Source organism: Micromonospora sp. SD12 (genome assembly GCF_052068495.1).
Lineage (GTDB): Bacteria > Actinomycetota > Actinomycetes > Mycobacteriales > Micromonosporaceae > Micromonospora > Micromonospora echinofusca.
Genome location: NZ_JBQHDF010000003.1, coordinates 474,753 through 497,400 on the forward strand (window position 1 = coordinate 474,753; position 22,648 = coordinate 497,400).

Genomic DNA, 22,648 nt, shown 5'->3' on the forward strand with positions numbered 1-22,648 from the left:
GGATCGTGACGACATCCCTCACTCCGGTCGAGGTGGCCTTCGCGTTGTTGCGGGAGGGCCGTATGGGCGACGCCGAGAACGTCATGACGCGCGAGTTGCAGGCCGTCACGGACAAACACGGTCACGGCAGCCCGGAATGGGCCTCGGCCCAGTGTGACCTCGGCAATGTGCTGCTCAACGCCGATCAACGCGACCGCGCGATCGAGTGTTACCGCCGTGCCGTCTCCGCGACGCCGCGCGATCAGGAGTCCCGCAAGGACCAGTTGACCTACCGGCTCAATCTGGGCTCAGCGCTGCGCATGGCTGGACGACTCGACGAGGCCGAGACGGAGTTACGCCAGGGCGTTCAGGAACGGCTCGCCTTCTACGGTCGCGAGCATGCCGGGTACGCGTTCGGCCTCGAGCCGCTGGCGGACCTGCTGCGGCAGCGTGGCGACGTGGCAGGTGCCCGGCAGGTCGTCGAGGAGGCGGTGGCCAACCTGTGGCGCAACGGGCACGAGCGGGTGGCCTCCGCGTTGGCGCTGCGAGCAGCGATTGTGCACGCCGGTGGCACCGGCGAGCCGCTCTTCGTGGGCCTGCACCAGCTGCCGGACGAGGTCGTCGAGCAGGTCGGGCACGTCGTCACCCAGATGCTCAACCATGACGACCCGGCATCCGAGGCCCTGCTCACCTCCCTGGTCGCTGCGTTGGAGGAGCGGCTCGGCATTGACCACCAGGCGACGCTCAACGCGTTGTCCTCGCTGGCGAACCTCGGCCGTGGTCTCGGTAACCGGGCGGGGCGGATCGATGCGATCGAGCGCGTGCTCGCTTCGTACGACCGCCAGGGCCGGCAGGAGGAGGCGCTGATGGCAGCGCTCGGCTTGGCGATGGCCCAGGACGAAGCCGGCGATGCCGAGGCGGGGCTGCGCACGTACGCGTCGGCGCACGCGCGAGCGGAGCGCATCGGTCGTCCGGAGCTGCGCAGCCAGGTGCTGCGCAACTGGGGTCTCGCGCTGAAGGAGGCCGGCCAGGTGAGCCTGGCGGAGCAACGGCTCACCGAGGCAGTGCACCAGGCGCGCCGCGGCAGCGACCATGACACGGTCGGGCGGGCCTGTATCGCTCTCGGTCTGTTCCTCCAGCATGAGGCACGGTTGTCGGAGGCCCGCACGGTCCTGGAGGAGGGCCTGGCCGTGATGGATCCCGTACACCCGGACGCGATCGTCGGCCGCAGCCATCTCGGTGCGGTCCTGGATGGCCGCACCTGCGGGTGCGGCGACATGGCGGGCACGATCGCCGACGCGTTCCGCGAGTTCGTCATCACCAGGCTTCCCGCGGACCTGCTCGACCGCCTCGACGTGGCAATCGTCGACGGCGACTTCAAGATCGATGTCGGACTGCGGCGAGAACCGACCGAGACTGAGACCGAGCGGCTCAACGACGTCTTCCAGACCGCTCACGCGGAGTTCCGCCGCCGAATCAGCGAGCCCCGCTACGCCTGACCCGTCCGACTGCCCTTGCCGTACCAGGCCATCGGCGCACGAGGCCCAACCTCGACCTCGCCATGGTCACACGCACTTTCTCGGCGCGACCGCGCGGTCGGCGGCAGTTGAGGACGTCCGAGCAGTACGAACCTCAACCCGCCCCGGCTGCCTCCCGACCGTCGCACCCTGGCGACCTGCCTGCTTTCACTACACTGACGCGGCAGCACGACGAGGGGCGAAGACACCTTGAGCTGGGATGTATTCATCTTCAAGGCGCCACCGCACGCCAACTCGATCGACGAGTTGCCAGAGGACCATGAACCGCCGGTCCTGGCTGCCGCGAGCGACGTCAGGCAGCGGCTAGTCGACAGCTTCCGGGACGTCGACCTCTCCAATCCGGCGTGGGGCCACTTGACCGGGCCCACCTGGAGCATCGAACTCAACATCGGGTCAGACGACCCCGTTGATTCCATCATGTTGCACGTGCGTGGAGGCAGCGCCGACGGCCCCCTTGAAGTACAGAAGTAGGTACAGCTGATCTTGCAGAGATCAAGCCGGTCACCAGGAACAGAACTCCGCCCCGATCGGCCGGTACCGCCGATGGCCCGGTACCGGCGCGATCGCGGCGGTCGTACGACTGCTGGCCACCGCCATCGAGGAGAGCCGGGGCCTGTCCTCGATGAGTGACGTGCCGGCCGGCGCCGCCTACCGCCTGCTGCTGGCCTGGCGGTGGGCCTCCGGGTCTGCGGCTAGCGAAGATGCCGGGCGAAGAACCTTGCCGCGTCCTGCCCTGCGAAGTGAGGGACACCGGTGTGTCCGCCCATGTTGGCGTGCAGCGTCTTCTCCACGGAGCCGAAGGCGTCGAACAGGTCCAGGGCCGCCTGCCGGTCGTTGCCTTCGTCATCCCACTGCAGCAGGACATGCAGCGGAATGGTGACCTGTCGGGCCTCCTCGAACATGGTGCGAGGCACGAAGCTCCCTGCGAAGAGGCCGGCGGCCACGATGCGCGGCTCGACCACCGCCAGCCGGATGCCGATGGAGATCACTCCCCCCGAGTACCCGACTGGGCCGCCGATCTCGGGCAGCGACAGGAGGGCATCCAGGGCGGCCTGCGATTCCGGGACCGCCTTGTCGACGAGCGGAAGGACGAGGGCGTCGATGATCTCGTCGCTGACCGGCTCGCCGGCCTCCATAGCCCGGCGCAGGTCGGCGCGGGCCTGCTCGGCGGCGGCCCAACGGGGCCGGTCACCGCTGCCGGGCAGCTCGATGGCGGCTGCGGCGAAGCCATCCGCCGCAGCGTGCCGGGCCCGCGCCACCAGGCGGGGGTACATCTTGTGCAGTCCGAGCGGGGGGTGCCCGAGCAGGATCAGCGGGACCGGTGCCGAGGCGGTTTCGGGCGTCCACAGGATGCCGGGGATCCCGTCGAGGGTGAATTCGCGTTCGAGGACGCCGTCATCGAGGCGCTGCTCAGTAGTGAAGCGCATGGTCGTGCCTTTCGGAGTGCTCGTGAACGGCGCTCCCGGACGACCTATCGCCCGACCGTGACCCCAGAGGGGAGCACCCATGTCGAAACGTTCACGGGTACCACCTCCTCGGTCTCTCGCACGGCCTCGGGAAAACTAGCAGCGGGCCCGTGATCCGCCAACGTGTTTTCTGTGGCGGGCTCCGTGGCCGGATGCCACGGACAGGCCGCATGCGGTCAGGTGCGATGTGAGCTCACCGATCACGTCCAACGACGTGGCCCTGGTGTTTCCTTCCTGAGCCCCGCCCTGCCCCGACCGGCGGAGGCGGAACCTCAAGGTCCGGCCAATGCTTGGTCGTACGCGGCTCTGCACGACAACCAGTACGCCGACACTTGTTGCTCTGCGAGTCGCTACAGCAGGTCGAGCAGCGTCTCTATCCGTGTGGCCAGCACCAGTTCCATGGTGCGCCATCGACGCGGACACTGACCACTGCGCTACCCGGTGACTGTGCCAGTCGGATTACCAGCGTGGGCCCGGACGACCAGAAGTACAGGTCGTAGCTCACACACAGCAGCGTAGCGACCTCCGGGCCGGTGCACTTTTCTCGACACGACCGCGCACCGCCAGCCATGGACAGCGGCTCTGCCCCGTGACGCGCGGTCGGCGGCATGAGCGGACAGCGCGTCATCGTCGAGATGGTCGGCCGGCGTACCGGCCGACCATCTTCGTTCGGGTTTCCGCATCGAAATCATCCTGCGGCACGCCGCGGTCATCGCCGAGGGATGCGACACCTCGGCGCTGAGGGTCAGCCTGCGCTGAGGTTGGTGCGGCGGACGATTATCCAGACGGCGGCGAGGGCCACCGCGGTCAGGCCCAGGTAGCCGGTCGCGACGATCAGATGGAAGTCGGGAATCCGGCTGCCCGGCTGGTACTGCAGGTGCTGCAGGAGATGGTTGTTGGAGTAGCAGGAGAGCATCGTGCCGGCATCGTTGTCGGGCGGGCAGAGGCGTTGCAGCTCGACGCCGCTGAGCTGGCGTCCAGAGGCGTCGAACGCGCCGGACGGACCGTCGCTGCCGTAGTCGATCATGCCGCCCTTGACGACCAGGGCGTTGTCGCGCAACAGACCGCCGTCCGGCCCGCCCACCTGCAGGTGCGCGGACAACGGCTTCATGAGGGTGGGGTAGCGCCACTGGACGAAATAGGTCAGGCCGATGAAACCCGCGATCACGCCGAACACGGCGGGGAGCGTGCGTCTGATCGCGGCGCCGAGTGCGACGCCGACCGCGAACCAGCAGATGCTGATCACGACCGGCAGCATCCCGGTGTTCAGGAACGGCACGTAGTCGAACAGGGTTCCCGGAGCGACCAGAGTCCTCATTCGCTCCAGGTGGTCGCTGACGCCGGCGACGGCCGCGGTCACAGCCGCCACGAACAGGCCGAGTAGGCCGAGCCTGGTCCACAGCCAGCGCGTCGGGGAGACGTCTTGGCTCCAGGCCAGCAGCAGGGTTCGCTGCTCGTGCTCCCTGGTCAGCACCGGGACGCCGATGAACACGCCGATCAGCAGCGGCATGTACTGCACCACCCGCGACAGGGCACCCAAGGTCAGGACCAGGCTCGAGGACCCGGCGAGCCGCTCGCCCTGCGGGGAGTTCTCCGGGCAGTACGCGTTGCCGCACTGGTGCCACAGGTCCGTCAGTTCCATGGACAGGTAGGTCATCCAGCCCACCAGGACTGCGGCCAGGACGAGCATGCCGATCAGGGTCCAGCGGTGCTGACGCCAGGTCAGCCACAGCAGACCGCGGACGCCCTCGGCGGACCCGAGATCGTCCTGGCGGTTCGTGGCGGCGGGCGCGTGGGTGACCGGGCTCATGCTGCTGTCTCCAGATCACGATGTGCCTTGGACGATGCCTTGAGGTAGGTCAGGATCAGCTCGTCCAGGGTGATGGGCTGGGCGGTCCAGCCGGGGGCGACGACGGCGTGCGCCATCGGTGGCGCTGGCTGCCGGAGGACGAACGTGGACTGGCGGTCAGTGTGCTGCGCCTGGACGATCGCGCCCGGGCCAGGCGGATGGTCCGCGCGGGGCCCGGTCAGCCGCACGTGGCTGTCGAGCAACTCCTCGACATCGCCGGTGAGCACGGGCCGTCCCGCGTCGAGCAGCAGCAGATGGTCACCGACGCCACTGAGCTCGGCGACGATGTGGGTAGACAGCATGACCGTCATGTCGCCGTCGGCGGCCTCCGCCATGAGTTCACCGGTCACCTCAGTGCGGGCCACCGGGTCCAGGTTCGCGAGAGGCTCGTCCAACAGCAGCACCGCCGGGCGGGAACCCAGGGCGACCGCCAGTGCGACCTGCGCCCGCTGCCCGCCGGACAGCTTGCCGCAGCGCCGGTCCAGCGGGATGTCGAAGCGCTGAAGCCACGACAGCGCCCGCCGCTGGTCCCACACCCGGTTGGTGGACCTTCCGAAGCGCAGCATGTCCGACACAGTGAAGTCCCGGTACAGCGGCTTGTCCTGGGCCAGGATCGCGACCCGGCTCCCGGCAGAACCAGCCCCGTTGGTGGACCTGCCCTTCACCACCGGCCGGCCGTGGACCAGCAGCGAGCCGGAGGTGGCCGCCAACGTGCCGGCGATGATGCTCATCAGCGTCGACTTGCCCGCGCCGTTCGCGCCGACCAGCGCGATGATCCGATTGGCGGGCAGTTGGAAGCTGCACTTCTGTAGCGCCCAAACGGTGCCGTAGCGCCTGCCCACGTCGCGGGCTTCCACGGCGATGGACTGCTCGCTCATGCGGCGCCTTCCTTCTTCTGGAACCCAGCGCCCGGTGCCGGTGCTGCCTGCGTCCGGTCGCCGCCACCCTGGGTCCTGCGCGCCGAGTTCTCCGCGATCACCGAGGCGAGCAGCGCCTGGACGTCCTCGTCCTCCAGACCGGCCTCGCGGGCCTGGCCGAGCCACCGGGCCAGGCTGCTGCGTAAGCGGGCCATGGCATGGGGATCCGCGTGACCGAGCGTTCCGCTGACGAAGGTGCCCGCACCCTGTCGCGCCTCCACCAGGCCGGACAGCTCCAGTTCCCGGTAGGCCTTGAGTACCGTGGTCGGGTTGACCGTGCACGAGGTCACCACGCTGCGCACGGTGGGGAGTTGGTCCCCGGGCTGCAACGTCCCGATCCGTAGCCCCTCGCGCACCTGCCGCACCAGCTGGGCATAGGCGGGGACGCTGCTGGACCGGTCGACATGAAAGTTGATCACTTAGTCGTCTTCCTTATCCGTTCCGGGCATCGCGAATTGTTCTGGTAAAGTAGAACACCAGTTAACCAACATGGCAAGGATGTGCCCGGGCACCCGCACGACCGGTCGCGGGCCGCGCAGTCATGAGGGTTGGGCATGCACTCCGTCGGACGAGGGAATACCAGCTCGGGGGGGCACAAAGGTGCGACCCCCGGCGCTCGACCGCACGGCGCCCGCACATCGGCACGTACGTTTGCCTACGCCTTCCGGCGTGGCCGCGCCCCGCAAATTCGGATGGCGGCGTTGCTGGTCGGTGCGGGTCGTGTCAACGGCTGCCCACACTTACTCGGTGGCGGGCTGGCGGGCCGCAGCGCAGGATGACCTGGTGGCACCAGCCGAGATGGTTCTATCCGATCTTCGTGACGCATGGAGTCCCGCGCTGGCTGGTGAGCTTCTGGGCCTGTACGTGCACGGCTCGCTGGTAGCCGGCGACTTCGCCGAAGATCGCAGTGATCTCGACCTGCTCGCGGTACTCGACAGCGACCCGGACGAGAACCTCCTCGCCGTGCTCGCCGGACTGCACACAGACCTTGACCGGCGACACCCGCAATGGGCCGGCAGGATCGAGGTGGAATACGTGTCACTGGCTGCCGCACGCGACGCGGCGCACGGTGGCACCAGTCGGGACCATGTTGTTGCCCGGGTCAGCCCCGGCGAAGTGCTGCACCTGTTACCTGCCACCACCCACCGCCTCGTGACCTGGTCTGCCGTCCACGATCACGGCCGCAGCCTGCTGGGCCCGCCGGCCGACATCCTGCTACCCGCCGTCGACCCCGACCGCGTCCGCTCGGCTCTGCTGGACCACGTCCGCGACTGGCCGGCCTGGGTGACCCAGATGAACACCTCCGGGGCCCAGTCCTACGCGGTGCTCACCCTCTGCCGGGCCTTCCAGCGCCTCCAGAACGGCCAGCAACTGTCCAAACGGCAGGCCGCCGACAAGACCATCACCGCCCGCCCCCGATGGGCGCACCTGATCATCTGGGCACGCGACTGGTGGTACGACTCCGGCCCGGACACCGACCCCGGCAGCGCCGATGACGTCCGGGCATTCGTGACCGAACTCAGCGCCACCATCCTGGCCTCGGAACGTGCCACACACATCGGCCTCACCCGGTGACTGCCGGTCAAGGAGCTCACTGTCCTCGGCAGTGACGCTCGGTCGGCGGCAGATCAGGATGCCGCGGCATGTCATGGTCCGAGTGCTCCGCAGCATCCCGCCTGGCGCCTGGTGAGCGGGGCCCACTACTCGCACGAGCCGGTACCTCGCGTGCCAGAATCCTGCATGACGATTCGCCGTGCCGTGCCGGATATCACAACCGCCGATCCGGTCGCGAGCAGCGGCTTCTACCAACTTCTGGGCTTCCGCGAGGAGATGAACCTGGGCTGGGTGGTCAACTTGGTCTCACCGTTCGACCCCACCGCCCAGGTCATCCTCATCACCAAAGATGCAGCGGCCTCCGTAAACCCGGACCTCAGCGTGGAGGTCGCTGACGTCGACGCCGTCTACGAGGCGGTACGCGCGACGGGCGCAGAGATTGTGCACCCGATTACCGACGAGCAGTGGGGCGTCCGGCGCTTCTTCGTCCGCGACCCGGACGGCAACGTGGTCAACGTCGTCAGCCACCGCTGACCGGCAGAAGGGCCAACGGCCTACCGTCCCGACAAGCCCTTCGAGTCTGGCGAGCTGGTGACTTGTGCCGAGCGTGACGTCTCCGCCGGTCAACGAGCGCCTTGGCAGCGGCAGAAGCGGATGTCGGCTGCGATCATCTGGCGCATGCGAGCAAATGTCCTCGTGGTGCATCCAGGATGATGGTCGACGCCGTGGTAGCGGGCGTGCCGGTGCGGGCAGAGTGGGTTGGGTGTGCCGCCCAGGGCCGGCGAGTCCGTCGACGTTGAACTCGACGGCGACGCCATTCTCGGATGGGCCGACGCGATCGCGGTGGACGGCGCTGAGGCGATCCTGCGGGATGGCTCCCGGTTACGTGGAACCGTAGAGCTGCAGGATCAGGAGCTCCTGACAGTGCGCATAGCCGAGGGACCTGTGCAGGTCCAAGTCGACGATGGCTCCATCGACGTCCGTGCTTCACGATCACGGGCGCCGAGCGGCGGGAGTCTGAGGACGTATCCGGCACGGTGTCGGATCCGCCGCGGGTCGTTCGTAGAACAGGTATGGGCAGTCGGTTTTGGCCACCCGGGACAAGGGAGTGGTGAGACGGCCCGAGACTGGATCTAGTTTGATCGACCATCGAGAGGTAACGGCATGGGCAAGCTCATCTACGTGACGAACGTGTCGCTTGACGGCTACATCGAGGACGATCGGGGCGCGTTCGACTGGTTCCCGATCGGCGACGAGGTGTTCGCGTTCCACACCGACCTCCTGCGGTCCGTGGGCACGTGTCTCTACGGGCGACGCCTGTACGAGGCGATGGCCGTCTGGGAGACCGACGCCACTCTGGCCGCGCAGTCCGACCTCATGGCCGACTTCGCGAGCGCCTGGCAGGCGGCGAGCAAAGTCGTGTATTCCACGACCCTCGCCGCGGTGTCGACTGCCGACACCCGACTCGAACGCCGCTTCGACCCCGCCGCAGTACGCGAACTGAAGGCCACGGCCAGCAGCGATCTCACCGTAGGAGGCGCGAACCTCGCGACGCAGGCTTTCAAGGCCGGGCTGGTCGACGAGTGCCGGCTGCTCGTCCTGCCCATTGTCGTCGGCGGGGGCAAGCCAGGGCTGCCGACAGGCATGCGCACCGACCTCGAACTCCTCGATGAGCGCCGATTCCGAAACGGCGTCGTACACCTCCGCTACCGCCCTCTCGGACAGTGAACGACAACCCTGTCCGAGCGCCGACGCTTGCATGCGATCTTTCGCACGCCTCCACCCTCCGCAGCAGAGTGCGCAGAGCTGATGCGAGCGGTCGTCCTCGACAACGCATGAGCTGATCCACCTGGGCCGCTTCGAACCAGATCTCGTGAGTGCCGTCATCCGCGGAAGGCGAAGCGATCAGCAGGAGGCACCCTCATCCGAGGGTGCCTCCACTGCGTTACTCCGATGGTGGGCGGTACCGGGATCCAATCACCGCATCGTCCGCATCGAACGGCTCACAGACCGGAACGGGCATCGGCCGGCTGACGGTCCAGTCCGGGTGCCGGGCACTCGCTTTCATCGAGTTACGAGACGGCCCTCAGCGGGGAGCGCTGCCGAAGGCGCTGGAGAGGTACGCCCGGGAGTCGGCGATGGCGCCCTCGATGATCCGGGCCGCCTCGCGGGCCTCCTCGGGCCGGTGCCCGGCCTGCACCTGAAGCCGGAACCGGGACGAGCCGGTCGGGGTCACCGGGAACTCGACCATGAATGCCAGCACCCCTCGGTCGAAGAGCAGGCGGTTCGCCGTCCGCGCCAGCTTCTCGTTGCCGATCAGTAGCGGCACGATCGGTGACGGCTCACCCATGCAGGTCAGACCCCGGCCGGTCAGCTCGTCGCGCAGGGCGTGGATCGCGGTGAAGAGCCGGGCCCGCAGCACGTCCCCCTCGGCCGACCGGATGATCCTGGTGGCCTCCCGCACCACCGCGGTCTGCACCGGCGACAGCGCGTTGGAGAAGAAGTGCGAGCCGCCGAACATCTTGATGTACTGCTTCAACGCCGGCGAGTTGGAGGCCACGAAGCCACCGTTGGAGCAGAACGTCTTGGAGAAGGCGCCCATCACGATGTCGACGCTGCCGAGCAGGTCCTGCATCCCCAGCACGCCCGTGCCGCCGGGCCCCATCGAGCCGAGGTCGTGCGCCACGTCGACCAGCAGCGTGGCATCGTGTTCCCGGCAGATGCGTTGCAGGGTGACGAGGTCCGGCCAGTCCGCGTCCACCGAGAAGAGCCCATCGGTGACCACCAGGATGCCGTTGCGGGTGTCCGTGGCCCGGATCTCGGTCAGGTGCCGGCGTACCGCCTCGACGTTGAGGTGCTCGTAGCGGACCACGTTCCGGGTGGCCGCCCGTGCCCCCTGCTGGAGGCAGGAGTGGGCCAGCCGGTCGATCAGGATGTGGTCGGACTGCCGGACCAGACCGACGACCGCGCCGAAGCCGGCCGCCCAGCCGGTCGGAAAGAGCGTCACGTGGTCGAGCCCGACCAGGTCGCCGAGGGCAGCCTCCAGATCGTCGGAGATGCGGGTGTTGCCGAGCACCATCGGCGAGCCGGCGCTGTGCGGCCCGTAGTCGTGCATCGCCTTGGCCGCCGCCTCCCGGATCGCCGGGTGGGTGTTGAACGACAGGTAGTCCTGCGAGTTGAAGTTGATGCCGCGGGCCCGCCGGCCCAGGTCGTTGGTGATCTGGGCGACGCTGTCCGGTGCCGCCTCCAGCACCCGGGAGTACTGCCACGTCTCCGTGCGGCGACGGGCCTGTACCCAGCCGTAGAAGTCCTCGGTCCGGGTCAGCAGGTTGCGGCCGGCGGGCCGGTAGAAGTCGTACGCGTTCTTGTCCAGGGCGTACTCCTCGTCGGGGTCGACGGGGTTGCGCAGGTGGGCCGGCTCCCACATCTCGGTGAGGTCGGCGACCACCTGGGCCAGCTCGTCGTCGGCGCCTTCGAGCGACGCGAGGTCGTCCCACGGGATGTGGGTGGCCCAGTTACGGGTCATCTCGGAGACCTCGGTCGCGGTACGCGACATGGTCTCGAAGTCCCGGCAGTGTGCCGCCTTGAGGATGATCCCGATCAGTTCGCCGTCTTCACGCTGGTCCAGCTCGGTGGTCACGGTTTCGTCTCCCTGGTGGATCATCAGGCGAAGAGGTTCTGCTGGTAGCTGCGGGAGGTCTCCGCGAAGTCCTCGAAGACCGCGTGGTCTGCGGAGGACTCCTTCGCGGCGTCGTTGAGCAGGAAGAGGTTGGAGGCCTGGAAGAACTCCGACACCGGCGCGACGTCGGCGTGTGTGGCGATGAACCGGTCGGTCTCCTGCTGGTTGCCGCGCAACGCGACGAACAGTTGCAACTCGTCGTGCCGGTACGGACGCATCTCGGCAAGGGTGCAGACGTAGTCGTGGTAGGCGGCAGCGTTCTGGCTCCGGCGGCGGTCCCCGTAGGCGGTCATCGCCTCGTCGATCGACGCGTCACCGCGGAGCCACCGGCCGAGTGCGGCGCTGACCAGCTCGGCGTCGCGGAAGGCGTGGGTGATGCCGATCGCGGTGCACTGGTCCTTGGCCGACTCGGCGTCACCGACGAGCACCCACCCGGGCCCGTGCAGTGGCCGGAGGAAGGCCGACTGGTCCAGGGTGCCGTAGATGCGTTCCTCCCTGGTCCCCTTGGTGCGCACCACGTCGCCCAGCTCCGGACTGACGAAGTCCAACGCCTTCTGGTAGTTGCCCGGCACGTCACCGCGAAACTCCCGCGACCACTCACTCGGCCCCCAGACCAGGACCATGTTCTGGTTGAAGTTGGTCGGCGCCACCGCGCAGGCCAACCGGCCGCGCCGGTGCAGTTGTGCCGGGCCAAGGTCGAAGCCGGACCAGTAGCTCCAGTAGGCGAACGTGCAGCGGGGCCGCTCGTCGTACTTCGGCAACGCGAGGGTGCGGGCGACGAACGAGTTCCGGCCGTCGGCACCGACCACGATCCGGGCCCGCTCCTCGACCAGCTCTCCGTCGACCGCACGCCCCCGGATACCGACGACCTGCCCGTTCTCGACGATCAGCTCCCGAACGGTGAAGTTGGTTCGCACCTCGGCACCGGCCTTGGCGGCCGCGCCGACCAGGATCTCGTCGAGCACCCGCCGCCGCACGGACGCATAGCTCTGCACCACGCCCGAGTCGTCGCCGTGCAGGTCCCGGAAGTACTCACGCAGCAGCTCGGTCGGCACCGAGCCGGTCAGCGAGATGCCGTCGTTGACCACCTCGACCGTGGTGTGCGCCGGAGTGACCGCCAGGACCTCGTCCAGCAGTCCCCACCGGTTCAGGTAGGACATCCCGTGCGGCCAGAGGAAGTGCGTCGAGATGACGTCGCTGGGAAACGAGGAGCGGTCCACCACGAGCACCCGGTGTCCACGCTGGGCGAGCAACAGGGCGGTGGACGCACCCGAACAGCGGGCGCCGATGACGATCGCGTCGTACAACAGAATCGGTCCTTCGTTGATGTGGCGGCGCAGGTAGCGGCGGCGGAAAACCCACCCAAGAGCGGCCCCGGGGTCCGCGGATCACGCAGGTCACCCGGGGTTTCGTACGGCGTCGGCCACCGTTGCCGGTGGCTGCCTCTGCCGCACGTACCGATCGAGTCGGCAGGCCCGGCGGAGAGCGTAGCTTATGTCCACAGTGGATCAAACCCGTTCGGAGTGAGCCTCCTGCCGTACTGCTGGCGCCGTACGAGGCGATGGATGCGCACCCTGGGACGCTCGTTCCTCAGGTGGCCTCTCCCCCGCAGCCAGCCGAGGAAGCGTTGATGCAGCGCCCCGCCGGCACCGAGGTCAGATCCTCGGAGGCGCCCACCAGTTGGGCACCCAGGCAGAAGGCCACGGAGATCGGCTCCAGATCGGCAGCACCGGGCCCTGCGTGCTCACGCGCGGCCTCCCCAGCAGAGCCGCCGTCACTGCAATGATGACCGGATGCCGCTGTACGAGATGACGTCCAACGTGTTGGAGCCGGTGCCGTCCACCACCTTCACGGCGGAGCAAGTGCTGGAGCGGGCTGACCTGCAGCGGCTGCTTCGCGCGCGAATCGACATGATCGTCGACGGCGTGATGGTCGTGGCTGAGGAGTTCGGAGCCTTCACCGATGCTCGACGCCGTGTCGACCTGCTGGGAGTCGACCGCAGTGGCCGACTGGTCGTCATCGAGCTCAAGCGCACCAACGACGGCGGTCACGTGGAACTTCAGGCGCTGCGGTATGCCGCGATGGTGTCCGTCATGACCTTTGACGACCTCGTCGAACATCACGAGCACTATCTGGCCCAGGTCGAACCCGAAGCGGTCGACGAAGCCCGGTCCAGACTGGCGGAATTCCTCGAGGACGCCGGCGGGGAGGAGACGGTGCTCAGCCGCGAAGTACGCCTGGTACTCGTGGCTGCCGGGTTCGACCGTGAGATCACCACGACTGTGCTCTGGCTGACCGACGTGTACGGACTTGACATCCGTTGCGTGAAGCTCACGCCGTACAAGGTCGCCGAAAGGCTGCTGCTGGACGTGCAGCAGATCATCCCGCTGCCCGAGGCCGGCGAACTGACCGTCCAGATCCGTCGTAAGCAGAGCCAGGCCCGGGCGGTCAGTGCCGATGGCCGCGACTGGACCCAGTACGAGATCGTCACTCCCGAAGGCCGCAGTCGTCCTCTGCGTAAGCGCTGGGCCGTGCTCACCATGGCGACAGCCCTACACAAGGCAGGAATTACCGCCCAACAGCTCAGCACCGCCATCCCACGCTCGAGATTCCTGCCAGTCGAAGGCCTGCTGAGCGGTGAAGAACTCGCCAAGGCGTTCCTAGCGACCTACCCGGGATCCACCAAACGCCTCGGCCGTTGGTTCCTCGACGCACCCCTGCACGATCAAGGACGCACCTGGGTCGTCTCCAAGATGTGGGGCGCCAATACAAAGCCCGTCCTCGACCGACTCATCGCCTTGGCGCCAAGCCCCGAATTCAGCTATGAGCCGCTGGAGCCCGGTGCGGCTTGAGCGGTCCGCCACCACCGCACCTGGGAAGTCTCCGCCTCCGCACTCGGCGCGGATCGCGGCACAAGCAAGAAGGCAAACAAGGAACGCTGCTCCGAGCAACCCGCAGGCACAACGGGTGGTCGAGCTGTGGTCTGGCGATAGATTCCGCCTGTGGCCTTGCCTGTCTTCTATGCGCGCCCGGAGTCCATGGGAAGCGCGCTGAGCGTTCCGCCTGCCCTGGCCAGCTGGGACACGGCTGGGTCACCTGGCCAGGTCCGCTTCGCCGCGTTTGCCGCCGACGTCCAGTCGGCCGTCGCCATGCAGTTGGGCGTCACACCGGATCCGCTCGCGCTGCGCGTGGACATCGGGCTGCCGGACAAGGTGCCCCTGCTCGCGCTCAACGACCTCGACAACTACCTGTTTCCGCTCGTCCCGCAGTTGACCAAGGGCATCGGGCGGCAGTTCGCCTCGGTGTGGGCGACCAAGCGGCATGCAACGAGGTCCTCGGTCGCGGTGTGCCAGACGCACGCTGTCCAGGATCCCGGCGGGGTGTGCTCGCTGCAGGTGCGCACGACTGCGTCAGCCAGTACCACCGCATACAAGCGGCAGATCCGCGACCAGATCATCGCCGCTCAACCACTTCTCGATGGCGGTATCGCCCTCCAGCTTGCGTTCGTGGTCGGGCCCCGCCGCGCCTGGCCGAACCTGTGGAAGCCCACGATCGACTCGCTCGGCTCAATCTTGGGAAGTGACGCTGGTGCCCGCGAGTGGGACCCACGCGACGGCCGCATCACAGACCTCGGACTGCACTGCGTCATCGACCCCGCCGCGGGGAACCAGGTCACCATCGCGATCCGAGCCGACACAGTTGGCAAGCAAACGGCCCGCTGACGAGACGCCGGTGCCGCAGCAGCGGCGCTCAGATGATTCGGTAACACAGGGGGTCCCCTGTCTCAGCGCGACGGATCCTACGACACCTCGTCACGCCTCGTGACTCTCGGGCGGCGGCAGATCCGGTTGGCAATTGTGACGGCGCCGGGCATCATCATCGCGTGGATGCCCGCCGGACGATCGTTCTGGTCGATGACCTTCGTTCGTTCGTCGATGGCCGCAGCGCGGAGGTGGCCCCTACGAGCGCTGCCGGAGTCGAACTCCTCCATCGGTACCGGGACGGGCACGTGGATGAGCTATGGCTGGATCACGACCTGGGCGGCAACGACACGATCTGGCCGGTCGTGGAGGTCTTGGAACGGGCCGCTTTCGAGAAGCGCCCCTTCTACATCGGCGTCGTCAACGTCCATTCCTGCAACCCGGGCGGCGCCGCGAAGATCGCACAGGTCCTCCGAAACTGGGGCTACCGCGTCCGCATCGCGTCGGGTTCCACGGACGTCGGCTATCTCGATGCGCCTACATCTGACGGCCATCGACGCCCTGCCTGAACAGGACGCTGGCTTCAACCTCGCTCCAATCGGTCCCCACCGGCACGCTGCGGGGGCCGACGTGACGGAGCCTCGTCCGCACTGGCGACCGCTTGTCAGCCGATCCGGTCATTCGGTCGAGGGCCTGCCCGTCGTGCTGTGCTGTTTCCCGGGCACACTGAAGACCCCGGGAGACACGGCGTGCGAGGTCGCTGAGGTCGTGGAACTACGCAGACCGTGGTGGGCCTGAATGATGAACAACTGGTGGAGCGGCTCCACTGACCAGCTCGCGGTTTGCTCGCGCAGTGCCTTGGTGGAGCTCGCCGCTGCGCTACCGGCAACGGGCAGGTTCGTCGTCGCCCGGCTTGACGGAACGAGGATGACGGATGCCGACCACGCCCTCTACGAGTTCTCCGACGCGCTCCTCTTTCCCGGCTACTTTGGCTGGAACTGGAACGCGTTGTCCGACTGCCTTCGTGATCTGAACTGGCTGCCGGCGGACGGGTACCTGATCGTGGTCGAGAACGCGCCCCAGTTGCTGTCGAGCAGTGCCGAGGATCAGCACACGCTATTCCAAATCCTTTATCAGGCCGTTCGTCACTGGGCGAGCCCGCTCGGCCAGCCGGACGGCAAGGGCATCCCGTTCAGGGTGCTGCTGCTGTGCGACCGCGACGAGGAGGCGGCGCCGTTGCGGCAGGAGATCGCCTATGCAGTGGACAAAATATAGCGAGTCGTCGATGCGCGCGGCCACCGCCTACCGTCCGCTTATCGGCAGAGGAGTCGGCGTACCCCATGTTGGCCACGCATCGTGGAGAATGCGGGGGGTGCAACTCGACCTGAACAGCGTCGACTGGGCCTCGTTGACGCACGCATACGGAAGCGCCGAGGACGTACCCGGCCTCATCCGTGACCTGCGCTCACCCGACGGCGAGGTCCGCAGCGCAGCGATGTACGAGTTGTACGGCAACATCTTCCATCAGGGCAGTCGCTACGAGGCCAGCGCATACGCAGTCCGGTTCCTGCTGGAATTGGTGGCCGACCCCACCACGCCGGCCAGGCACGAAGTCATTCGCCTGCTCTCCAGCCTTGCCGTCGGTTACGGGCACGACCACATGGCCACCGGCTTCCCGGTCGCCGAAATGCGGCACGCCGTGGCCCAAGTCCCCGAGGAGACCTGGCAGCGCTGGTCGCGGACGATGAAGCACTGGTACGACGTCGTCAGCACAGGGCAGAGACAGCCCATCCCGCTGGCCAAGGCCGAGCGGCGCCTGTTGGAGACCAGGCACGAGCTCGTCGCGTACGACGCCGTCCGGTCCGGCGTCCCGGTGCTGCTGAAATGCCTGGCTGACTCCGACGCCGAGGTCGCAGGCGAAGCGATCCAAGCTTTGGCCTGGTTCCCGGAAGAAATGGCCTCCATCCGCCCCCGCCTCATCGAAGTCGCCTCCGACGACCAGCAGCCAGTGCGGATAGCGGGAGCGGCGCTCGTCGCCCTGGGACTGGTCGGCGGCGCGTGTACACAGCATGTGGCGGACCTTCTCGACAGACAGCTTGGAAGCACAGATTCCCACCTGAGATGGTCGGCTGCACTGACGTGGGCGCTCCTGGCAGGGGAAGGGGCACCGGGCTCTGCAGTAGCCGAACTCCGCTCATGGGCGATCCTCCGGAAGCGGAACATCGAGCAGACCATCTGGGAAGCACACCCCGCCGATCTCGCACTCGAAGTGCTCGACCGCGTCGCCGAGCCGATGGCCGAGCAGATGCGTGCGGACCTCGTCGCCGTGGTACTGGCCGAGCAACCCACGTCGAACTGGCACAACCACTTCAACGTGGTGCTGGACTACGCGTTCCCGCACATGGAATCGGACCACGGCCACACCTTCCAGGAACTGACGGCGGCACAGCGGGCAGTGGTCCTCTGGCTCACGCAGAATCCACACGTATTCGGCCCGTCGGGCCCGGACGGCCCGCTCCGCCAACACGGCCTGCCGACAACCTACGAGGCGCTGCGCGCCTACGCTGGCGGGGACGGGTAGCCAACACCACGTGGATGGCGGTCCCCCTACGCGTGGCCTTGAGGTGGGCGATGAGCGGCGCTCCAAACAGCGACGACAAGCGCGCTATCGGCGGCAGATCAGGATGTCGGCGGTGGCCGGCGGCGACAGGTGGGGGCGGCACCTGTACGGCTGGGATGATCGTGGCCATGCGGTTGGAGTCGCGGTGACGGCTACGTCGAATCGTGGAGTGGTGGAGTGGGGCCTGTACACGAATCCCGGCTGGCCGGGCTGGAGAGGTCAGCCCAGCGCGGCCGCCTTGCGCAGCAGCACTGAGCGTTCGCGCTGGTTGGCGCACAGCCGGGCCGCCAGCTCCAGCTCGGCGCGCGCTTCCGGCCGCCGGCCGATGCGGGCCAGCAGCTCCCCGCGTACGGTCGGAACCAAATGCGAACCGGGGAGCCGGGCCACGGCGATCAGCTCGTCCACGATGGCCAGGGCTTGCGCCGGACCCGAGGCCATGGCCACGGCGACGGCCCGATTGAGCTCGACCACCGGCGAGGGCGCGACCCGGCCGAGCGCCTCGTAGAGCACCACGATCCGGTCCCAGTCGGTCGCCTCCACAGAGGGCGCCGACGCGTGGGCGGCGGCGATCGCGGCCTGCAGGCCGTAGGGGCCGAGGCCGCGAGTCGATGCCTTGACCAGCGCGGCCAGCCCACGGCGAATCGCCGAGAAGTCCCACCGCCGCCGGTCCTGGTCCTCCAGCAGGACCGGCGAACGTTGGACAGGCCGCCGACCACGCGCAGGGTCAGCGCCACCCGGGCCTCGAGGGAGAGCACCGGGTGGCAGCTGACGAACAGCAGCGCCAGGACGTCGTCGTCGATCTTGTCGGGGTCGACTTCTTCGTCGACCGCCGGGTCGGCCGCCAGCAGGGCGTATCTGTCCTGGAGGGCAGTCCGGCGGCGGATAGCGTACGGAACAGGGCCGACGGGTGGATGTCGAGCGCGCCCAGTCGTCGCGGTTCGCCCATCGGGACATCGCTTGTCACCGTTGCTGCCATCGGCCTGGTTTCTGATCTTCGGGCCGGTGTTGGTGCGGGTGGTGAAGGGTGGGCGCGGCAGGTTTCGAACCTGCGACCCCTCGCTTGTAAGGCGAGTGCTCTCCCACTGAGCTACGCGCCCGGAACCCGTACGAGCGGGCCGGAGGTTGGCTAGCTTACCCTGCCCTCCACCGGCCCGGTCGTACGGCGTGCCCGGTTGGTCAGGCCGCGACGGCGTCGGCGAGGGCCTTGCGCCAACCCTGCTGGTCGCGGGCCTCGCCCGGCATGTTCATCTCGGCGAAGCGGACCACGCCGGCCTTGTCGATCACGAAGGTGCCCCGGTTGGCGATGCCGGCGACGTCGTTGAAGACGCCGTACGACTGGGCCACCGCGCCGTGCGGCCAGAAGTCGGCCAGCAGCGGGAACTGGTAGCCCTCCTTGTCGGCCCAGATCTTGTGGGCGTAGACGGAGTCGACGCTGACCGTCAGCACCTGGACGTCGTCGTTGACGTAGTCGTTGAGGTTGTCCCGCACCTCGCACAGCTCGCCCTGGCAGATCCCGGTGAAGGCGAGCGGGTAGAAGACCAGCAGCACGGTGCGCTTGCCACGGAAGTCCGAGAGCCGGACCTCCTGGTTGTTCTGGTCCTTGAGCACGAAGTCCGGCGCCTCGGCGCCAACCTCGATCGGCATGCGAGCTCCTCAGGATGGGGTCGGATGGGCAACAGCCTGCCACACCCGGCAGCGGGCGCCGCCGGGTGATCGCCGGCCTCGGTCTACTTCTTGCCCTTGGCCCCGCGGCGCAGGACGAGGCGGGCGCCGCTCCAGTCCCGGCCGGCGTTGACGGTGGAGGTCTGCTGGAGGCCGGCGGTGGGCGCGGACTCGGCGACCTCGCTCGGCTCCACGTGCCCCTCACGCCCCGCCTTGGGCGTGAGCAGCCACACGACGCCGTTGTCGGCCAGCGGGCCGAGGGCGTCGACGAGGAGCTCGAAGAGATCACCGTCGCCGTCGCGGTACCAGACCAGCACCGCGTCGACCACCTCGTCGGTGTCCTCGTCGACCAGCTCTCCACAGCGGTCGGTCAGGGCGTCCCGGAGATCCTGGTCGACGTCTTCGTCGTACCCCATCTCCATGACGACCATCCCCGGTTCGATCCCGAACCGGTCCGCCAGGCTGCGTACCCCGTCGGCGGCCTGACCAGCGGTCGCGCTCACTGTCGCGTGCCTCCTCATCTCATCCCTGCCTGCGGCGTCACGTCGACGCCGTCAGGCAAAGTCCACACAGTTGTGGCTCCCCGCGCAAGTGGCGCACCGGGTGCAACGGAATTTACCGTGCCAGGAGCGTGCGGGCACCCTGGGTAATTGCTTCCTCGGAGACCAGAACCTGACGCGCCGCCGGGCCTAATGGTACAAACGAGTCAACTCCGGCCACTCGCCGCGCCGCTCCGACATATCCGGCATCCACCAGGGCCGCGATGACCCCCTCGCCCACCCCGCCGGAGCGGCGGGTCTCGTCCACGACCAGCACCCGGCCGGTCGCCGCGGCCTCGCGGATGATGTCGGCCACCGGCAGCGGGGACAGCCAGCGTAGGTCCACGACCCGGGTGCCGACGCCCTCGTCGGCGAGGGTGGCCGCCGCGCGCAGCGACATCGGCACTCCGTTACCGAACGTGATGATCGTGACGTCCTCGGCGGAGCCGACGCCGTAGACGCGGGCCCGCCCGATCGGCACGTGGCCGCCGGTCCACGCGCCGGGCTCGGCGTAGTGGGCCAGCCACTCACCGTCACCGTCGGCGTACAGGTCGCGGGTGTGGTAGAGCGCGATCGGCTCCAGGAAGACGCAGACGGTGCCGTCCACCGCGGCGCTGGCCAGGCAGGTGCGCAGCATGGGCGCGGCGTCGTCGGGCCGCGCCGGCACGGCGATCACCAGACCTGGCACGTCCCGGAGTACGGCCACCGAGTTGTCGTTGTGGAAGTGCCCCCCGAAGCCCTCCTGGTACGCCAGGCCGGCCACCCGCACCACCATCGGATTGCGGAAGGCTCCCTGCGAGAAGAACTGCATCGTGGCGGCCTCGCCGCGCAGCTGGTCCTCGGCGTTGTGCAGGTACGCCAGGTACTGGATCTCGGGCACGGGCAGCATCCCGGCCAGCCCGGCGCCGAGCCCCAGCCCGAGGATCGAGGTCTCGTCGAGCAGCGTGTCGAAGACCCGGGCCGCGCCGAAGCGGTCCCGCAGCCCCTTCGTCACCCCGTAGACGCCGCCCTTGGCTCCGACGTCCTCGCCGAACACCGCCATCTGCGGGTGGTCGAGCATCCCGTCGGCGAGTGCGGCGTTGATGCTCTGCGCCAGCGTCAGCGGGCCGGTCAGCTCGGGCGGCTTGCCACCGAACGCCTCCGTCCGGGCGCCGGCACCGGGGCCCGCGGCGCGGGCCGCCGCTTCGGCCACCGCCCGGGCGAGGCGGGCCGGCCGGCGGGGGGCCAGCGGGGCCACCACGTCCGCCGGCGCGGTGAGCTTCGGCTCGTCCAGCACCTCCTCGGCGATCCGGCGCACCTGCCAGCCGATCTCGTCGTAGCGGGCCAGCAGCTCCTCGCCCGTGGCCACCCCGGCGTCGACCAGCAGCCGTGCCGTGCCGGCCAGCGGGTCGCGGTCGAGGTCCGCGGCGATCTCACCGGCGCTGCGGTACGCGGTCTCGGCGTCCGCCCCGGCGTGCCCCATCAGCCGCACCGTCGACAGGTGCAGCACGGCGGGACGCCGGTGCCGCCGCACCCAGGCCGCCGCCTCGGCCGCGGCCTCGTACGCCCGCACCAGGTCGTCGCCCTCGGCGGCGAAGTAGCGGATCCCCGGCTTGGACCGCAGCGTGGTCTCCACCCACCCCTTCGGGGAGCGGACGCTGATGCCGAGGCCGTTGTCCTCGCAGACGAAGAGCACCGGGATGCGCAGGCCGGTGTGGTCGTACCAGCCGGCGGTGTTGAACGCGGCGGTGGCGCTCGCGTGGTTGACCGAGGCGTCGCCGAACGAGCAGACCACGATGGCGTCCGGCGGCCAGGGCGCCTGCTCGGCGCCGGCCTGTGCCCCGTCGCGCCGGCCGGAGGTGTCCAGCCGGCGGAGCCGTTCCACCGCCAGTCCCATCCCGACGGCGCGGGGCAGGTGGGAGGCGATGGTGGAGGTGGTCGGGACGACGGCCAGGTCGGCCCGGCCGAAGACCTTGTGGCGTCCGCCGGCGATCGGCTCGCGGCTGGAGGCGACCATGCCGCGCAGGACGTCGCGGGCCGCTTCGGCGTACGCCGGGGAGAGCGGCTGGTCCGCGACGGACCCGGCGCCGCCGGCCGGCTCGTCCGGGGCGGGGGCGTCGGGCGCGGGGGCGTCGCCGGAGCCGACCGCGTCGCCCGGCGAAGCCTCGGCGGGCCGGTCGGAACCACCGTGCCCGGCCCCGACCCGCTCGGCCTCGGGCCGCGCGGCCTCTGGCTGGTCGTCTTCGGGATGCTCGGCCTCCGGCCGCTCCGCCGGCACCGAACCGCCGGCCTGGGCCGCGCGGACGCAGTAGAAGGCACCCGAGCGGTAGTGCAGCAACGCCGGATCGGTGGCGCGCAGCGCGGCGGCCACCGCGGCGTTGCCCTCGTGGCCTGCGGAACCGATCGTGTAGAAGCCCTCGCCGAAGCTGCGCAGCCACCGGCCGGCGAGGTCGAGCTGGCGGCTGGTGGCCTGCGCGTCGAAGAGTTCCAGCGCCCGCGCGCCGGTCAGAGTCGTGTCGTCGGTGACCGGCCGTGCCGGGTCACGCCGCTGCGCCGGGGCGGCCAGCGCGGCCAGCGTCTCCCGGAACCGGTCGTCGAGATCTTGCGGGGTGGTCACGTCGGACAGCATTACCGACGAGCGGCCCGCGCGCCCACTCGGACACGAACGACGCGGTGTCGGTCAGTCCTCGTCGCACCGCTCGGGGCAGCCCCCGTCGGAGACCTTCCAGACCAGCTCGCGCAGGGTCGCCAGCTCCCGCCCGCTGAGCCCGGCGAGCAGCCGGGAATCCGACATGACCTGCTGCACCCGGGCCCGCACCTGCCGTCCCGGCCCGGTCACCACCAGCGTCTTCTGCCGCCGGTCGGCGGGGTCGGCGTGCCGCTCGACCAGCCCGGCCCGTTCCAGCTTGTCCACCAGGGCGGTCACGTTGGAGCGGTCGCAGCCCAGCCCGGCGGCGAGGTCACGGGCCGGCAGCGGCCGGTCGGGGTCCAGCTCGTGGAGCGCCCGCGCGGTCGCGGGGGTCAGCCCCAGCTCGGCGATCTCCATGCCCTGCTGGTGGCGCAGCGCGGCGGCGATGTGCGTGATACGGCGCACCACGTCGCCCGCCAGCGCCGCGCGAGCGGGATCCGCCGGGGTGGAGGGGACGGTGTGCTGCGCCATGCCGC

At 69.0% G+C, this 22,648-nt stretch carries 20 protein-coding genes and 1 tRNA gene; 9 read left to right on the plus strand and 12 right to left on the minus strand.

Annotation, left to right across the window (positions count from 1 at the left end; genetic code table 11):
• Positions 1 to 5 precede the first annotated feature (5 nt).
• Positions 6 to 1,478 (plus strand): tetratricopeptide repeat protein, encoded by a 1,473-nt coding sequence (locus ACTMS2_RS09165; protein ID WP_441175015.1) that lies wholly within the window; start codon positions 6 to 8, stop codon positions 1,476 to 1,478.
• Positions 1,479 to 2,209: 731 nt separating this feature from the next.
• On the opposite strand, the gene ACTMS2_RS09170 is transcribed toward ACTMS2_RS09165, so the two are convergent.
• The 4 genes from ACTMS2_RS09170 to ACTMS2_RS09185 form a co-directional block, all read right to left on the minus strand.
• Positions 2,210 to 2,944: an alpha/beta hydrolase gene (locus tag ACTMS2_RS09170; protein WP_441175016.1), complete on the minus strand. Its 735-nt coding sequence runs from the start codon at positions 2,942 to 2,944 to the stop codon at positions 2,210 to 2,212.
• 784 nt (positions 2,945 to 3,728) lie between these two features.
• A complete protein-coding gene (locus ACTMS2_RS09175) occupies positions 3,729 to 4,793 on the minus strand; it encodes an ABC transporter permease (RefSeq protein WP_441175017.1) in 1,065 nt (354 codons plus the stop codon).
• The gene (locus tag ACTMS2_RS09180; protein ID WP_441175018.1) at positions 4,790 to 5,710 is read right to left on the minus strand and encodes an ABC transporter ATP-binding protein; all 921 of its coding nucleotides are present in this window, start codon (positions 5,708 to 5,710) and stop codon (positions 4,790 to 4,792) included. Before ACTMS2_RS09180 ends, ACTMS2_RS09175 begins: the two co-directional genes overlap by 4 nt.
• Positions 5,707 to 6,168: a GntR family transcriptional regulator gene (locus tag ACTMS2_RS09185; RefSeq protein ID WP_441175019.1), complete on the minus strand. Its 462-nt coding sequence runs from the start codon at positions 6,166 to 6,168 to the stop codon at positions 5,707 to 5,709. Before ACTMS2_RS09185 ends, ACTMS2_RS09180 begins: the two co-directional genes overlap by 4 nt.
• Positions 6,169 to 6,496: 328 nt before the next feature.
• Here ACTMS2_RS09185 and ACTMS2_RS09190 point away from each other — a divergent pair, with 328 nt between their 5' ends.
• From ACTMS2_RS09190 to ACTMS2_RS09200, 3 genes are all read left to right on the plus strand, one after another.
• Complete coding sequence (locus tag ACTMS2_RS09190) at positions 6,497 to 7,324, plus strand: aminoglycoside adenylyltransferase domain-containing protein (RefSeq protein ID WP_441175020.1); 828 nt, start codon at positions 6,497 to 6,499, stop codon at positions 7,322 to 7,324.
• Between the two features lie 165 nt (positions 7,325 to 7,489).
• The gene (locus tag ACTMS2_RS09195; protein WP_088999039.1) at positions 7,490 to 7,837 is read left to right on the plus strand and encodes a VOC family protein; all 348 of its coding nucleotides are present in this window, start codon (positions 7,490 to 7,492) and stop codon (positions 7,835 to 7,837) included.
• A gap of 630 nt (positions 7,838 to 8,467) precedes the next feature.
• A complete protein-coding gene (locus ACTMS2_RS09200) occupies positions 8,468 to 9,031 on the plus strand; it encodes a dihydrofolate reductase family protein (RefSeq protein ID WP_441175021.1) in 564 nt (187 codons plus the stop codon).
• A 358-nt stretch (positions 9,032 to 9,389) separates the two neighbouring features.
• Here the strand turns inward: ACTMS2_RS09200 and ACTMS2_RS09205 are convergent, their stop codons facing one another.
• Positions 9,390 to 10,943: an aminotransferase class I/II-fold pyridoxal phosphate-dependent enzyme gene (locus ACTMS2_RS09205; protein ID WP_441175022.1), complete on the minus strand. Its 1,554-nt coding sequence runs from the start codon at positions 10,941 to 10,943 to the stop codon at positions 9,390 to 9,392.
• 23 nt (positions 10,944 to 10,966) lie between these two features.
• A complete protein-coding gene (locus ACTMS2_RS09210; RefSeq protein ID WP_441175146.1) occupies positions 10,967 to 12,295 on the minus strand; it encodes an NAD(P)/FAD-dependent oxidoreductase in 1,329 nt (442 codons plus the stop codon).
• A 480-nt stretch (positions 12,296 to 12,775) separates the two neighbouring features.
• Between ACTMS2_RS09210 and ACTMS2_RS09215 the strand changes: the two genes are divergently transcribed.
• The 5 genes from ACTMS2_RS09215 (at position 12,776) to ACTMS2_RS09235 (ending at position 17,264) form a co-directional block, all read left to right on the plus strand.
• Positions 12,776 to 13,834, plus strand: coding sequence for a hypothetical protein (locus ACTMS2_RS09215; RefSeq protein WP_441175023.1), 1,059 nt, complete (start codon positions 12,776 to 12,778; stop codon positions 13,832 to 13,834).
• 150 nt (positions 13,835 to 13,984) lie between these two features.
• Positions 13,985 to 14,704, plus strand: a complete 720-nt coding sequence (locus ACTMS2_RS09220) for a hypothetical protein (RefSeq protein WP_441175024.1) — start codon at positions 13,985 to 13,987, stop codon at positions 14,702 to 14,704.
• Between the two features lie 161 nt (positions 14,705 to 14,865).
• Entirely contained in the window at positions 14,866 to 15,252 is a 387-nt protein-coding gene (locus tag ACTMS2_RS09225; RefSeq protein ID WP_441175025.1) for a cyclic-phosphate processing receiver domain-containing protein, read from the plus strand.
• Positions 15,253 to 15,481: 229 nt separating this feature from the next.
• Positions 15,482 to 15,958, plus strand: a complete 477-nt coding sequence (locus tag ACTMS2_RS09230) for a barstar family protein (protein WP_441175026.1) — start codon at positions 15,482 to 15,484, stop codon at positions 15,956 to 15,958.
• A 97-nt stretch (positions 15,959 to 16,055) separates the two neighbouring features.
• Positions 16,056 to 17,264 carry a HEAT repeat domain-containing protein gene (locus tag ACTMS2_RS09235; RefSeq protein WP_441175027.1) on the plus strand — a complete coding sequence of 403 codons (1,209 nt, stop codon included), beginning with the start codon at positions 16,056 to 16,058 and terminating at the stop codon, positions 17,262 to 17,264.
• A 258-nt stretch (positions 17,265 to 17,522) separates the two neighbouring features.
• On the opposite strand, the gene ACTMS2_RS09240 is transcribed toward ACTMS2_RS09235, so the two are convergent.
• From ACTMS2_RS09240 to ACTMS2_RS09265, 6 genes are all read right to left on the minus strand, one after another.
• Positions 17,523 to 17,843 carry a hypothetical protein gene (locus ACTMS2_RS09240; protein ID WP_441175028.1) on the minus strand — a complete coding sequence of 107 codons (321 nt, stop codon included), beginning with the start codon at positions 17,841 to 17,843 and terminating at the stop codon, positions 17,523 to 17,525.
• A gap of 485 nt (positions 17,844 to 18,328) precedes the next feature.
• A tRNA-Val gene (locus tag ACTMS2_RS09245) sits at positions 18,329 to 18,400 on the minus strand.
• Between the two features lie 79 nt (positions 18,401 to 18,479).
• Positions 18,480 to 18,947 carry a peroxiredoxin gene (locus ACTMS2_RS09250; protein WP_088999030.1) on the minus strand — a complete coding sequence of 156 codons (468 nt, stop codon included), beginning with the start codon at positions 18,945 to 18,947 and terminating at the stop codon, positions 18,480 to 18,482.
• Between the two features lie 83 nt (positions 18,948 to 19,030).
• Positions 19,031 to 19,468: a DUF3052 domain-containing protein gene (locus ACTMS2_RS09255; protein WP_007072328.1), complete on the minus strand. Its 438-nt coding sequence runs from the start codon at positions 19,466 to 19,468 to the stop codon at positions 19,031 to 19,033.
• Positions 19,469 to 19,580: 112 nt separating this feature from the next.
• Positions 19,581 to 22,112, minus strand: coding sequence for a thiamine pyrophosphate-dependent enzyme (locus ACTMS2_RS09260; protein WP_441175029.1), 2,532 nt, complete (start codon positions 22,110 to 22,112; stop codon positions 19,581 to 19,583).
• A gap of 51 nt (positions 22,113 to 22,163) precedes the next feature.
• Complete coding sequence (locus ACTMS2_RS09265; RefSeq protein ID WP_441175030.1) at positions 22,164 to 22,643, minus strand: MarR family winged helix-turn-helix transcriptional regulator; 480 nt, start codon at positions 22,641 to 22,643, stop codon at positions 22,164 to 22,166.
• Positions 22,644 to 22,648: the final 5 nt, after the last annotated feature.